This is a genomic window from Methylobacterium sp. A49B (genome assembly GCF_053346215.1).
Genome location: NZ_JBKFBO010000118.1, coordinates 61,799 through 76,180 on the forward strand (window position 1 = coordinate 61,799; position 14,382 = coordinate 76,180).

Genomic DNA, 14,382 nt, shown 5'->3' on the forward strand with positions numbered 1-14,382 from the left:
TGGACAGCACCGTCTCAGGTGGAGATCCGGCCATGCGCATCCGTTGCGGCTACACCGTCGCCCTCGATACCTTCGCTCCGACCCCGATGGTGCTGCTCCTCAACGTGCGCCCCGAGCGTCAGCCGGACCTTCTGAGCCGCGAGGTCATCGGGTTCGCCCCCCCGGTCCCAGCCAGGCAGTTCCGCGACCCGTTCGGTAACGTCGCCACCCGCATCCTCGTCCCAGGCGGCCGCATCACTATGTCGGCGGACTTCGAGATCGAGGATCATGGCCGCCCTGACGACCACGCGCCGGATGCCCGGCAGATCCCGGTGCAGGACCTGCCGGACGAGGCGCTGCCGTTCCTGCTCGGCTCACGCTACTGCGACACCGACAAGCTCGCGCAGACCGCCTGGAACCTGTTCGACTCGACGCCCGAGGGCTGGGCGCGCGTCCAGGCCATCGTCGACTACGCGCACGGTCGGCTGCGCTTCGACTACATGCAGGCGGACGCGACCCGAAGCGCTTTCGACGGCCACGCCCAGCAGGTCGGCGTGTGCCGGGACTTCGCACATCTGGCCATCACGCTGTGCCGGTGCATGAACATCCCGGCGCGCTACGCGACCGGCTACCTCGGCGACATCGGCGTGCCGAAGGACCCGGCGCCGATGGACTTCTCGGCGTGGTTCGAGGTCTACCTCGACGGGCCGGCGGGACCGCGCTGGTACACGTTCGACGCCCGGCACAACCGACCGCGCATCGGCCGCATCGTCATGGCCTACGGCCGCGACGCCACGGATTGCGCGATCACCACGAGCTTCGGCCCCGCGCCGTTGGCTGGGTTCACGGTGCATACGGACGAGGTCGACCCGGGCTGAGCGAGCTGGGTGACGCCTGACCGGGGGGCGCCTGACGGCGCTTGAGGTCGCAGCAATCGCCCTCGGCCTGCGGCCACCGACCACTCCGCGTCACGACCGCACGGCTCAGGCCTGTGGGCCAGCGTCACCGCCTCGCGGGCGATCCAACGACAGCCTCAGGCGAACGACGCCGCAGTAGCCAGTGATCCCTGCGCCCGCCACGATGGAACGCGGCGATGGTTCGCGTTGACGTCGTTCACGAATGGGCGATTGCTCGCGGGCTGCCGTGTTTCCAAGCTATAGCCTCGGGGAAGTCACCGGAAATTTCATGGTCCCCACCGGCTACGATCCCGCACTCGTCGCGCTGTCCCTCGCCATCGCGGTGTTCGCCTCCTACACGGCGCTCGACTTGGGCGGGCGCGTCCGCGGGGCGGCCGCCGGCCTGCGCTGGGCCTGGGTCGCGGCGGCTTCGCTTGCCATGGGCGGCGGCATCTGGGCGATGCACTTCGTCGGCATGCTCGCGTTCGAGATGGGCATGCCGGCGGCCTACGACCTCAGGACGACCGTCGCGTCGCTGGTGCTCGCCATCGCCGCCACCGGGGCCGCCTTCTCGTGGGTCAGCCGCCCGGGCGCCGGACCGCGCGACGTCCTGATCAGCGGTCCCCTGATGGGTGTCGGCGTTGCCGGCATGCACTACACCGGCATGGCGGCGATGCGGGTGCCGGGCAACCTCGCCTACAGCCTACCTGTGGTCGCCGCATCGGTGGCCATCGCCGTGACCGCAGCGACCGCCGCGCTGTGGCTGACCTTCCGGCAGAACAGCGTCTGGCAGAAGCTCGCCGCCGCCGTTGTCATGGGTCTCGCGGTCGCGGGCATGCACTACACCGGCATGGCCGCGGCGACCTTCACGGCGAAGGATCTCGGAGCGCACGCCGCCCACGCCGCGGGCGTCAGTGTCAGCCAGCAAAACCTCGCCCTGTACGTCTCTGGCGCGACGTTCACGATCCTGTTTATGGCCATCGTGGCCGCGTCGTTCGACCAGCAGCGGGTGCAGCGCGACATCCATGCCAGCGAAGGCCGCTTCCGCGCGGCGGCTGAGGCGGTCGGCGATATCATCTGGACCGCCGACGCGCGTGGAGCGATGACCGGGCCTCAGCCATACTGGCAAGCCTACACCGGTCAGTCCGAGGCCGAGTGCCAGGGCACCGGCTGGGCGAAGGCCGTGCACCCCGACGACGTCGAGGCGACGAAGGCGGCGTGGCGCGAGGCTGTGGCGGCGGACCGGGGCTACGAACTCCAGCATCGCGTGCGCAACCGAGACGGTGCGTATCGGCTGTTCACGGTCAAGGGGCGCCCAGTGCGCAACGCGGATGGGACGATCCGCGAGTGGGTCGGCGTCCACGCCGACATCACCGAACGCGAAGCCTTTGAGACCGCCCTACGTGAGGCCAGGGATGAGGCCGAGGAGCATAGCCGCGCCAAGAGCCAATTCCTGGCCAACATGAGCCACGAATTGCGAACGCCGCTCTCCGCGGTGATCGGCTACTCGGAGATGCTGGAGGAGGAGGCTGAGGAACTCGGCCAGGACAGCCTCCTGAAGGACCTCGGCAAGATCAAGTCGAACGCCCAGCACCTGCTCGGGCTGATCAACGACGTGCTCGACCTGTCCAAGGTCGAGGCCGAGAAGATGGACCTGTACCCGGAGGACATCGACGTCGTCGAGTTCGTGATGGATGCCGCTGGCACGGTCGAGGCGCTGGTGGGCAAGAAGGGCAACCTGCTGGTGCTCGATGTTGCGCGGGACGTCGGCCAAGCCCGCACTGACGCGGTGAAGCTGCGCCAGTGCCTGTTCAACCTGCTGTCGAACGCGGCCAAGTTTACCGAGGGCGGTACGATTACCCTGCGGGTGGTGCGCGAGGAAAACGCAGGTACCATCGCGTGGCTGCGGTTCACCGTGGAGGACACTGGCATTGGCATGACCCCGGAGCAGGTCGGGCGCCTGTTCGAGCGGTTCACCCAGGCCGACGAGACCACCACGCGCAAGTTCGGCGGCACCGGCCTCGGGCTGGCGCTGAGCCGCGCCTTCGCCCAGCTGCTCGGCGGCGACATCACGGTCGCGAGCGTCGAGGGCCGGGGCACGGCCTTCACCCTACGCGTCCCGGCGACCGCACCGAACCAGGTCGTCGAGGCGGCGACAGTTCCCCCCGAGAACCAGACAACCATCGGCGACCTCGTGCTCGTCATCGACGACGAGGCCAACCAGCGCGAGCTGATGACCCGTTTCCTCGAACGCCAGCGCTTCGCAGTGCGTACGGCGGACAACGGGCGCACCGGCCTGGAGCTGGCGCGCTCACTAAAACCCCGCGCCATCCTACTCGACGTGATGATGCCCGAGATGGACGGCTGGTCGGTGCTGGCCGCCCTTAAAGAAGATCCGGAGACCGCCGGCATCCCCGTGGTGATGGTCAGCTTTGTCGCCGACGCCGCGCTCAGCGCCTCCCTCGGTGCGGTCGAAGCGGTGCCCAAGCCGGTGGATTGGGCGCGCCTCCGGACGATCCTCGACCAATTCCGTGCGGCCGACGGCGATCTTCTTGTGGTTGATGACGACGTCGATATGCGTCACCGCCTCCGCACCGTGCTGGAGCGCAATGGCTGGAGTGTGCGCGAGGCAGGGAATGGTTGCGAGGCGCTCGACCAGGTCCGGCACGGCGTGCCGCGCCTCGTGCTACTCGACCTGACCATGCCGGTGATGGACGGGTTCTCGTTCCTCGACCGCCTGCGCGAGCTGCCGGGGTGCACCAATATCCCCGTGGTGGTGCTCAGCGCGCGCAACGTCACCGCGTCAGAGCGCGACCGCTTGTCCGAGGCTAATCGGGTCCTGCGCAAGGGTGACGCCAGCCTACAAGACATCGCTACCGAATTGCGCAAGCTCGACAACCGCCAAGCGGATACTGAGGAAACAGTTTCGCGTAAGGCAATGTCCCCGGACGGATGACATCTGCTGGCCGTCTTGCAGTCCGGCCCGGCCGGGAGATATGGCATCAAGGAGTCCTCGGCTACTGCCAGGGCACTCAATGAACATGAGTGTTCTCCAAAGTGATTGCTATAAACGGCTGGCATGTGATCCGTCTTAGAAGCTAGACCAGTGTCCTAAAATTTTAGTCGGGACCTCACCGATCCATGACTATTGCGACGCGACACCTAAAAAATTTGCTGGGGTTACGCGAATGGTCGACCAAAGCCGGCAGTGTCTGCTTACGGTATGGCATCAAAGCCAGCTGAATGACTGAGATGGGCGCAAAGCGGAAGGGCAGCTTCAGGCTCCGGTCGATCAATTCGTCACGCTTCGTACAAGCCCAGTCCTGCTTAGGTGTGGCAAGTTAATCCCCCCGGAGTCTCCTCGTCTTTCATCTCGAACGGTGAAACGCTACGCCGCCTGAACTGGGTGGCCGCGAGCTTCTATCTGCCAAAAGAAAAAGCCACGCTCCCTATGAGCCCCGAGCCTCCACCGCCAGCCATGCGGGAAGGGGACCGCCGGGTCGCAAGCCGAAGGGCATCGGCGTAAAAAGCGGTCCCGTACTTCACGGACCGCAGGATGGAGGTACACGGGTAGCCCCAAACCTCCAGGACGACCCGATGCACCGCGGATCGAGCGGAGGGGTCCGTCCGCGCTGGACGTCCAAGCTGACGGGAAGCGGTGTGTAAAGGCCGACCGCACAGCCCCGGCCTACCTATCACAAGGTTACACCTCGATCCGCCGGTCGACCGACGACGTGGCTCCGAGATCCGGACCTCCGCGGTAGAGCGCGGCTTTGCCGCCCACCGGCAAAGCCTTGCCTCCAGCAAGCCGGCCTCCCTCAAACGTTCACCAAGATCCGGGGCAGGGCAGGGGGCGAGGCCTAAGGCTAACCGCCGCGCCCCGGCCTGCAGCCGCACCCGAAGCTTCTGTGAACTGCTGCTGCACCTGAGGGAACCCCGCACCGAAGCCGCCAACGCCGTGGCTGCATCGGAGCCCAGCCTTCATGCCCGCCAACGACCTGCACGCCCGTCTCGCCGCGACCATCCTCGCACAGCTCGAGACCGCCGACCCAGCTTCATGGTCGCCGCCCTGGCACGGCGCCGACCCGATGCCGCGCAACGCTCCCACAGGCCGACGCTACCGCGGCATCAACGTCCTGGCGCTGTGGTGCGCGGCGCAGGCCAACGGCTACGCCGATGCGCGCTGGGCGACCTACCGGCAGTGGGCGGCGCTCGGCGCGCAGGTCCGCAAGGCCGAGCACGGCACACTCGTGCTGTTCTACAAGGAGCTGCCCCGCGGGACCGATGCAGACCCGACCGACGGCGCACCTTTTATCGCCCGAGCCGCCCACGTTTTCAACGCCGCCCAGGTCGACGCTCCGGCGCCGCCTACCGACGAGCTTGCGCCCGGTATCACCTCAGACCCTCTGCCCGCCTTCGAGGCCTTCGTCACCCCCACCGGCGCCACGATCCGGCATGGTGGCAACCGCGCCTGCTACGTGCCAGCCACCGACACCATCCACCTACCGCCCCGCACCGCCTTCCGCACGCCCATAGGCTACGCCGGGACGACCGCCCACGAGCTCGTGCACTGGACCGGCGCCCCCCACCGTCTCGACCGTGACCTCACCGGCCGGTTCGGTGCCCGTGCCTACGCCGCCGAGGAGCTGGTGGCAGAGCTCGGCGCCGCCTTCGTACTGGCAGATCTGGGTATCGCACGAACGCCCCACCCTAATCACGCCGCCTACTGCGCCTCCTGGGCGCCGCTCCTGCGCGCTGACCCACGCGCACTCTCAGCCACTGCCTCCCAGGCCTCTCGCGCCGCCGATCACCTCGCCGCGCCGCGATCCAACGGCCCGTTGGGCAATCGCGAGGAATGTTGCTGTTCGTACCACAATCCTGCTACACATCCCTTGGCGTCTCGCGAGACAAACGCCTGAGGAAACTAGCTTTTTCTGGCGAGTGGCGGCGGGCTGAGTGTCCTGGCGCCCCAGCCAAGTTCCTGAAGGACGACCGGGCCTTCAGGACCGGGACACGACCGCCCCCCCGCAACAGACGGTTTTTCGGGGCACGAGAGCCCGCTTAGTCCCGGACAGCCACCGGAACGCTGCACCGAGGCGGCGCAGGGCGCGCGGCTGGGAACACCGTCGGGTTTCCAGGGCTTGCAGCGGAACATCCTGCCACCGCAGCGCGTGATCGCCCATGACCCGTCTCTTGATCCCCGCCCTCCTGCTCGCAGGGTGCTTGGCGTCGTCCGCACGGGCGGCCGACGCTCAGGCTGGGCCAGACGCGCTCGAGCCCGTGCTGCGATCGGACAGCTTGGTCTTCAACGGCATCAGCCGCGCGAAAGACGGCCGGGTGTTCTCGCCGTTCCAGCGCCAGACGAAGGGCAAGGGGATCGAACTCGGCGAGTGGCGCGACGGCAAGCCCGTCGCCTTCCCCGATGACGCGTGGAACGCGTGGAAGCAGGGCGATGACCCGGCCAAGGCCTTCGTGGCGGTCAACGCCATCCGCATCGGGCCGGAGGGCGATCTCTGGGTCGTCGACAAGGGCGCGCCCGGCATGGGCGAGGCGCCGCTTCCCGGCGGCCCCAAGCTGGTGCAGATCGATCTGGCCACCAACACCGTGCGCAAGGTCTACCCGCTGCAGGCGGCGACCACCGACCGTAGCTTCATCGACGATTTCCGCTTCAACGGCCGCAACGTCTACCTGACGGATGCCGGCCAGCCCGGGCTGCTCGTGCTCGACCTGGACACCGGCGGCCTGCGGCGGGTGCTCGACGGACACTGGTCGACCATCGCGCAGCGGCCGCTCACCGGCCAGGGCCGGGTGCTCCGGGACGACAAGGGCAAGCTCCTGTTCATCCACGCCGACCAGCTGGAAGTCTCCCCCGACGGCAAGACGTTCTACTATCAGGCCTGCACCGGCCCGCTCTACAGCATCGAGACGCGCTATCTGGATGACGCGAACCTGAGCGACGCGGAGCGGGCCAAGCACGTGACGCTGTTCGCCGCCACCGTGGCCACCGGCGGAACCGCGATCGACGCGGACGGGACGATCTACGCGAGCGACACGGACGGTCTGCGCATCCTCAAGATCTTGCCGGATGGGACGATGAGCACGCTCGTGGAGGACCCGCGGCTGGTCTGGGTCGACGCGATGTGGATCGACGAGCAGGGCGGCCTGTGGATCCCCGCGGCGCAGATGAACCGCACGCCGACGATGAACGGCGGCGAAGCGTCGGCGGTGAAATTCCCGACCACGATCTACCGGATGCAGATCGGGGCGAAGCCGCTGCGCAACTGATCGGCGGAACGAAGCTGACGCTCGGTGATCGCGGCCGATGGCCGGTGACGACCCGAGGCGCGGCTCCAGCACCCGTTAGAGCGTCCGGGAAGCGGCCGTTCTCCGGCCTGCATACCGCTTCGACCCGGGGCCGATCCGGCGCCCATCCCTGCCGGAAGATCCTCCCTGCCGGAAGATCATGTCCATCCCGTCACGCGTCCGGCCTCCGGACGGATCGGCCTCGCGCCGCTTCCGGGGACCGATGCACGGCACAACCCCTACGCCGCGGTCCGGACCTGTGCCGTGCGCTGATCGAGGAGGAGGATGGTCGCGTCGAGCACGGGGTCCAGAGCGTCGCAATCGCCGAGACTTCCGACGAAGGCACCGTCGCGCGCCGCCATCTCGATCGACTTCAGGCGCCCGACAAGGACCAGGGCTCCGATATTGGCGCTCATGGATTTCAGGCTGTGAGCGGCCCGGGCGATGGCGGGCTGGTCCGCCGCCGCGACGGCGTCCCGCAGGGCCGACAGGACGACGGGTGCCTGCTGGCGGTAGAGATCGACGACGCGGGCCAGGAAGGCGCCGTCCCCGAGGCTCAGCAGGCCGTCGATGACGTCGCCGTCCAGCAGCGTGTCCGGGTCGGCCTGCGGCTCGGACGGCTCGACCGGGTTGGGCGCCTCACCCGCGACATGCTGTTGAAGCAGGTGCGCGAGCTGCGCCAGGGTGAAGGGCTTGGGCAGGATGCCGTCCATGTCGGCGGCCTGCGCGGCCTCGGCCGCGTCGGCCAGCACGTGGGCGGTGAGCGCGACGATCGGCGTGCGCCGTCTGCCCATCCGCAGCTCGTGCTGGCGGATGGTCCTGGCCGCGGTGAAGCCGTCCATCACCGGCATGCTGCCGTCCATCAGGACGATGTCGAACGGACGGGCCGCACTGGCCTCGGCCGCGGCGAGCCCGTCCTCGACGGTCACGACATCGGTGACACCGCACCGGGCCAGGGCCTCCACGGCCACCTCGCGATTGACGGCGCTGTCGTCGGCCACGAGCACGCGCGCGCCGGGAAAGCGCGGCAAGGACGGGGACGGCTTGCTCGCGTGCACGGGGACGGGCTCGACCGCCTCGACGGGCCAGCGGGCGAAGAAGGTCGAGCCTGCGCCCACCTCGCTGTCGACGCCGACGCTGCCCCCCATCGCCTCCACGATGCGTTGGGCGATGGAGAGGCCGAGCCCGGTACCGCCGAAGCGCCGCGTCGTCGACTGATCTGCCTGGGAGAAGGCCGAAAAGATCGCGCCGAGCTTGTCCTGCGGAATGCCGATGCCGGTGTCGGTCACGGAGAGGACGAGGAACCCGTCGGCGGGGTCGATCTCCATGCGCAGCGTGACCTCGCCCGCCGCGGTGAATTTCAGCGCGTTGGAGACGAAGTTGCTCGCGACCTGACCGAGGCGCACGGGGTCTCCGAGGATGGCCCGCGGCACCTCCGGGGCGATCTGCGCCGTCAGGCCAAGCCCAGCCGATCGGGCGCGTTCGGCGAAGAGCGCGACGACCGTGTCCGCCACTTCGACGGGGCTGACCGGCACCCGCTCGAGGTCGAGCTTGCCGGCTTCGACCTTCGCGAAGTCGAGGATGTCGTTGATAATCGCCAGCAGCGATTTGCCGGATCGCGCGATCACGTCCGCGTAGCGGCGCTGGCGCGGCGGCAAGTCCGAACCCGCGAGCAGCTCGGCCATCACGAGCACGCCGTTCATCGGCGTGCGGATCTCGTGGCTCATCGTCGCCAGGAAGGTGGATTTCGCCGCGTTGGCGGCTTCGGCCGCGTGCTTGGCCTCGGTCAGGTCGATCGTCCTGGCCTTCACCTCCGCCTCGAGATGCGCGCTGTGGGCGGCGAGCTGATCGTCGCGCTCGTTCACGGCCGAGAGGAGATCGTTGAAGGTCCGCGCGAGCCGGCCGACCTCGTCGTCGCTCGTCACGGGCGCGCGCCGCGTGTAGTCGTGGCGTAGGCGCACGGCGTCCATGGTCCCCGCCAGCAGCGCCAGGGGTCGCATCACGCTCCGCTGCAACTGCAGGGACACGCCGATCCCGATGGCGACGGCGAGCAGCGCCGCGAGGCCCGCGTTCTCCGCGGCGTCCAGCACGCGGCCGACGACGAGCGGGGTCTCGCGGATGAGCACCACGCGGCCGATCGGGACGCCGTTGTCCATGATCGTCGCCTCGCCCCGCAGGGTGCGGGTTCCGAGGATGCTCCACGGCGAAATGTCCTGCGCGTCGAGGGCCGTGTCCCGGTTGAGGCGCAGGCCCAAGCCCTGCTCGGTCAGTATCGTGCCGTCCCGCCCCTCGACGGCGCCGTAGACGATCAGCGGCAATTTGCCGATGGCCCGGAGCGTGGCGTTCATCGCCTCCTCGTCGCCCGACGCGGCGGCCTTCGCGCTCCCGAAGGCGAAGACCTGGGCGATCGTGTTGAGCGCCTCGCGCTGATCCTCGGTGAAGCGGTCGAGCTCGCGCCAGACCGACAGGCCGGCGGCGACGATCAGGGCCGCCGTGACGGCGCCCGTGACGACCAGGGCGATCCGGCCCGCGACGGAGCGGCCCGGCTTCACCCACGTGTGCCTCCACGTGTGCCTCACGCTGCGCTCCCCTTCGCCAGTCTCAGGCGGCCTCGGCCCAGGTCTTCTCGACCTCGCTCCAGCCCGCGAGGAAGGCCTCGACGCAGCGCGGATCGAAATGGAGCCCGGCCTGCTCGGCGACGAAGGCCCGCGCGCGCTCCAGCGGCCAGGCCTGCTTGTAGGGACGCTCGGAGACGAGGGCGTCGAACACATCCGCCACCGCCACGATGCGGCCGGGGAGCGGGATCGCCGCGCCCTTCAGGCCCCGCGGATAGCCGGTTCCGTCCCAGCGCTCGTGGTGGCTCTCGGCGATCTCGGCGGCGATCCGCACGACGTCGGAGCTGCTGCCCTCCAGGATCTGCCGACCGCGCTCGGCGTGCTTCTCCATCTCGGCGCGCTCCTCGGCCGACAGCGGGCCCCGCTTGAGCAGGATCGAGTCGGGGACTGCGATCTTGCCGACATCGTGCATCGTCGAGGCGAGCTTCAGGATCTGGATGTCCGGCGGCGCGAAGCCGAGGTTCCGGGCGATGACGTCGACATAGCCCGCCACCCGCGCGATGTGGTTGCCGGTATCGTTGTCGCGGTGCTCGGCGGCGCGCATCAGCAGGGCGATGATCTCGTGCTCCCGCGCTTCGATGACGGCCACGGCGGACGCCACCTCGCGGGCGAGCCACGCGGCGCGGTCCTGCTGCTGGCGATGGGCGGCGCTGATCTTCAACAGATTGGCGATCCGCGCCTGGATCTCGACCGGGTCGAACGGCTTGCCGAGGAAGTCCGTGGCGCCCGCGCGCAGGGCCTGATGGCGCAAGCTGCGCTGGTCCATGCTCGTGACCATGACGATGGGGACGTGCGCGAAGCCCGGGATGTCCCGCGCGGCGGCGATGATGTCGAGGCCGGTCAATTCCGGCATGTCGTAATCGGTGACGACGACGCCGATCCGGTCGACGTTCTCCCGCAGGAAGGCGAGCCCGGCCTTCGGGCAGGTGAAGGCCACAGGCTCGCAATCGGCCACGGGCTTCAAGGCCTGCACCATCAGCAGGTTGTTCATCTCGGCATCGTCGAGGATCAGCGCGAGCACCACGAGCCTCCAGACGATCCGTCCGCGAAAGAGGATGTCATTGCGAGATCACGACCCTGCCGCCGAGGGGGCCGACGCCCTTGGGCACGGGCACGCTGGTGCCCTCGTAATTGGCGTTGAGGTAGAGGTTCGGCCCCTCGTAGAGATTGACCTGCCGCGCCACGACGACGGTGTAGGCGGATTGGTCGGCGACGGGCTTGTCGGCGTCGATCACGAGGCGGCCCGAGGGCAGGTAGATCGTGCCCAGCATGGTGCGGGCATTGTTGCTGATGATCCGGTAGATCCGCATCGGCGCCGTCTGCCCCAGCGGAGCGGGGGTGGGCGGCACAGGGGCGCCCGTCGAGTCGTCCGTCACGCCCAGCGCCGGATCGAGCGGAGCCGTCACGGCAGGCTGCTCGGACATCAGCATCCCGGCCATCACGCCGGTCGTCGGGGCCGAGAGGCTGACGGTGGTCTTCTTGTCGAAGAGGAGGCCCGCCTTGTCCCCCGCGAAGTAGAGGCCGACATCGACGCCCGTCAGCGTCGCGTTGTCCTTCACGATGAGCGGCCCGTCCTTGAACACGTAGATGCCGGGCCGCATCGTCACCGTGGCGTTCTTCTTGACCGTCAGGCCTGCGCAGTAGGTGCCGGGTTCGAGCGTGACGTCCTTGTCGATGGTCGCCATCTTGCCGAGTGGCAGCAGGTTGAACGGGAAGGGCAGGCTCGCGCAGCCGCCGACGGGCGGCGCGACGCGACCCTGCAGGGGATCCTGGATGACCGGGCATTCCGTCTGCGGCGGGGGCGAAAAATTCGCCCGGACGCCGGAATAGCCCCCCGCCGAGCAGATCGTATCGGCCCGCGCCAGGGCGTTGGCGCCCCCGACCATCCCGAGCGGGCTCACCGAGTCGGAGTAGAGCGCGCAGCCCAGCGCGGTGACCTGCGCGTTCTTCTGGAGGTTGAAGGCCCCCGGCGCACTCGGATCGAGGGTCAGCATGCACAGGCGCATCTTGCCGACGATGCTGACCTTGGCCTGCGCGGCGACGGTCTGGCTGGCGAGGCCGATGAAGCGGCCGAAGGTGAGCGCCACGCGGTCTTCGGCGCGGGCGAACACGCTGGTCTTGTCGTCCGCCACCGCGACGGTGATGGCCAGCGGCTTGTCGGCGGGTGCAGGCGCGTTGGCGACGATGATCTGCTCCACGGCTCCCCGAACGGAGGCCGCGTCCGAGGCGGCGAGCTTCAGCGCGTTGCCGCCGGCCAGGGCACCGGCGTCGACGGCATTCTGGATCTGCGTGCGGCGCGCCACCAGGCGGGCGTAGTCGACGCCGCCACCGACGAGTCCGAACAGGATCGGGGACGAGAGGGCGAAGGTCAGTGCGACGCCACCTCGGCCATTCCTGGCGAAGGCAAAGCCCCGCATGCGCCATCGGCGGGCAGAGATCTGCCAGCGGACATTCACCCTGATGCTCCTCATCGTGGGGTCTGGATTCGACCCAGCGGGTCGATGTGGAGAAAAATTAGCGGAGAGAAATAGCTAACATCTTAATCCGGCACACGAGATCTTGTGACCGTCGGCTGCCAGACCCAGCGCGCGCCGCTGAAGATCGCGAAAATCTCGCACGCCGCCCGGGGGCCGGCCGAGAAAAGCGATCTCACGTACGATCCATGCCGGGACGAAAACAACTTATGGATGCAATTGGCATGGCCGGTTGCACGATCGTGACGGGCGCCGTGACGGAAGCGCTTTGTCCACCATGTTTCCGATCTCTCGGATCCGGCCGGCCAGTGCCGGGGCCGTGAGGGGCGACCGGACGCGTTGAGAATGTGGCATGCCTGCCAGCCGGACACGATCGACGCGGACGATATCGCGGCCGCGCAGCGCGGAGTGCCGGCGATCGATGTCTCTTCACAAACCGTAAACGAGCCGTCGCTATCGCTGGTTCGTGATGCTCCAGTATTGCCACAGGTCAGCCCAATGTCTCAGATCCTACGACGATTTATCCGCGACGAGTCCGGCGCTACAGCAATTGAATACGGGATGATTGCCGCCCTTATCGCGGTCGTCGTTATTGCCTCGCTCAGGCTCGTGGGCGTGAGGCTCGGCACGAAGTTCAGCGCGATTTCCAACAACCTGAACTGAAAAAGCCTCCCGTCGGAAGCCTCGCGGCGGCAGCCCGGGCGACCGGGAGGGACTAGTCGGTCGCACTGAGGCTGTGTCCCCTGGCGTGGTGTAGCTTCGGCGTGGCCACCACGATCACCGGCCGGGGCCGGATTGATCAGGCTGCCAGGGTCGGCAGGCTGACGAGGGGATCATCGCCGATCGGGGCGATGCTTTCCAGGGTGATGTAGCGGGAGCGCTGGACGGCCCACTCGTCGTTCTGTTCCAGCAGGATCGCGCCGACGAGGCGTGTGATGGCCGCCTCGTTGGGGAAGATGCCGACCACCTCGGTCCGGCGCTTGATCTCGCCGTTGAGGCGTTCAAGCGGGTTCGTGGAGTGCAGCTTGACCCGATGCTGGGTGGGGAAGCCCATGTAGGCCAGCACGTCCGGCTCAGCCTCGTCCATCAGGGCGGCGAGCTTGGGGACCTTCGGCCGGAGCTGATCAGCCACGCGCCGCCACTGCTGACGGGCCGCCTCGGCATCGTCCTGGGCAAATGCCGTGGCGATGAAGGCGGAGACGACACGCCGCCCGCTGCGTCCGGCATGGGCGAGCACGTTGCGCATGAAGTGGACGCGGCAACGCTGCCAGGTCGCGTTCATCACCTTGGCCACTGACGCCTTGATGCCCTCGTGGGCGTCCGAGATGACCAGCTTGACCCCGCGCAGGCCGCGGCGCGCCAGCTTGCGGAGAAAGTCCGTCCAGAACGTCTCGGCCTCGGACGGGCCGACATCCATGCCGAGCACCTCGCGACGGCCGTCACCGTTGACGCCCACCGCCACGATTACGGCGACAGAGACGATACGGCCGTCCTGGCGCACCTTCACGTAGGTCGCATCGATCCAGAGGTAGGGCCACTCGCCCTCGATGGGCCGGGCGAGGAACGCGCCCACGCGCTCGTCGATTTCCTGGCAGAGCCGGCTGACCTGGCTCTTCGACACGCCTGTGCCGCCCATCGCTTGGACGAGGTCATCAACCGATCGGGTCGAGATGCCCTGGATGTAGGCCTCCTGGATCACAGCCGTGAGCGCCTTCTCGGCCATGCGTCGCGGCTCCAGGAAGCCCGGAAAGTAGCTGCCCTTGCGCAGCTTCGGAATGCGCAGCTCGACCGTGCCGGCCCGCGTCTGCCAATCCCGGTCACGGTAGCCGTTGCGCTGGACCAGCCGCTCGGCGCTCTTCTCGCCGTGCGCCGCGCCGGTCAGGCCACCGACCTCCAGCTCCATTAGCCGCTCGGCCGCAAAGCCGATCATCTCGCGCAGCAGATCGGCGTCGGCGCTCTTCTCCATCAGCCCGCGCAGGGCCATCATCTCGTCGGTCATCGGGGGTCTCTCGGGTTCGAGGTTGGTGCTCGCAACCCGACCCTACCCGGCAACCGCCGATGACCACCCCGCGAGAGATCCCGCCTGCTACAGCGCTGTGAAGGGCGCGCAGGCGG

At 68.4% G+C, this 14,382-nt stretch carries 9 protein-coding genes; 5 read left to right on the forward strand and 4 right to left on the reverse strand.

Features of this window, described 5'->3' with window-relative positions; translation table 11 throughout:
• Nucleotides 1-32: 32 nt before the first annotated feature.
• The 4 genes from ACLBX9_RS23870 (at nucleotide 33) to ACLBX9_RS23885 (ending at nucleotide 7,160) form a co-directional block, all read left to right on the forward strand.
• On the forward strand, nucleotides 33-857 hold the full coding sequence (locus ACLBX9_RS23870; RefSeq protein ID WP_447720680.1) for a transglutaminase-like domain-containing protein: 825 nt from the start codon (nucleotides 33-35) through the stop codon (nucleotides 855-857).
• Nucleotides 858-1,164: 307 nt separating this feature from the next.
• The gene (locus tag ACLBX9_RS23875; RefSeq protein WP_447720681.1) at nucleotides 1,165-3,831 is read left to right on the forward strand and encodes an MHYT domain-containing protein; all 2,667 of its coding nucleotides are present in this window, start codon (nucleotides 1,165-1,167) and stop codon (nucleotides 3,829-3,831) included.
• Between the two features lie 1,027 nt (nucleotides 3,832-4,858).
• A complete protein-coding gene (locus ACLBX9_RS23880; protein WP_447720682.1) occupies nucleotides 4,859-5,794 on the forward strand; it encodes an ArdC family protein in 936 nt (311 codons plus the stop codon).
• 262 nt (nucleotides 5,795-6,056) lie between these two features.
• Nucleotides 6,057-7,160, forward strand: a complete 1,104-nt coding sequence (locus ACLBX9_RS23885; RefSeq protein ID WP_447720683.1) for an SMP-30/gluconolactonase/LRE family protein — start codon at nucleotides 6,057-6,059, stop codon at nucleotides 7,158-7,160.
• 257 nt (nucleotides 7,161-7,417) lie between these two features.
• On the opposite strand, the gene ACLBX9_RS23890 is transcribed toward ACLBX9_RS23885, so the two are convergent.
• The 3 genes from ACLBX9_RS23890 to ACLBX9_RS23900 are packed head-to-tail and all read right to left on the reverse strand — an operon-like array spanning nucleotide 7,418 to nucleotide 12,264.
• The gene (locus ACLBX9_RS23890) at nucleotides 7,418-9,757 is read right to left on the reverse strand and encodes an ATP-binding protein (protein ID WP_447720684.1); all 2,340 of its coding nucleotides are present in this window, start codon (nucleotides 9,755-9,757) and stop codon (nucleotides 7,418-7,420) included.
• 22 nt (nucleotides 9,758-9,779) lie between these two features.
• Complete coding sequence (locus ACLBX9_RS23895) at nucleotides 9,780-10,814, reverse strand: HD-GYP domain-containing protein (protein WP_010686059.1); 1,035 nt, start codon at nucleotides 10,812-10,814, stop codon at nucleotides 9,780-9,782.
• A 37-nt stretch (nucleotides 10,815-10,851) separates the two neighbouring features.
• Nucleotides 10,852-12,264 (reverse strand): TadE/TadG family type IV pilus assembly protein, encoded by a 1,413-nt coding sequence (locus ACLBX9_RS23900; RefSeq protein WP_447720685.1) that lies wholly within the window; start codon nucleotides 12,262-12,264, stop codon nucleotides 10,852-10,854.
• A 501-nt stretch (nucleotides 12,265-12,765) separates the two neighbouring features.
• On the opposite strand from ACLBX9_RS23900, the gene ACLBX9_RS23905 reads away from it, so the two are divergent.
• A complete protein-coding gene (locus ACLBX9_RS23905) occupies nucleotides 12,766-12,930 on the forward strand; it encodes a Flp family type IVb pilin (protein WP_083920293.1) in 165 nt (54 codons plus the stop codon).
• A gap of 136 nt (nucleotides 12,931-13,066) precedes the next feature.
• Here ACLBX9_RS23905 and ACLBX9_RS23910 read toward each other — a convergent pair whose 3' ends face one another.
• Nucleotides 13,067-14,266: an IS256 family transposase gene (locus ACLBX9_RS23910; RefSeq protein ID WP_042675019.1), complete on the reverse strand. Its 1,200-nt coding sequence runs from the start codon at nucleotides 14,264-14,266 to the stop codon at nucleotides 13,067-13,069.
• Nucleotides 14,267-14,382 lie beyond the last annotated feature (116 nt).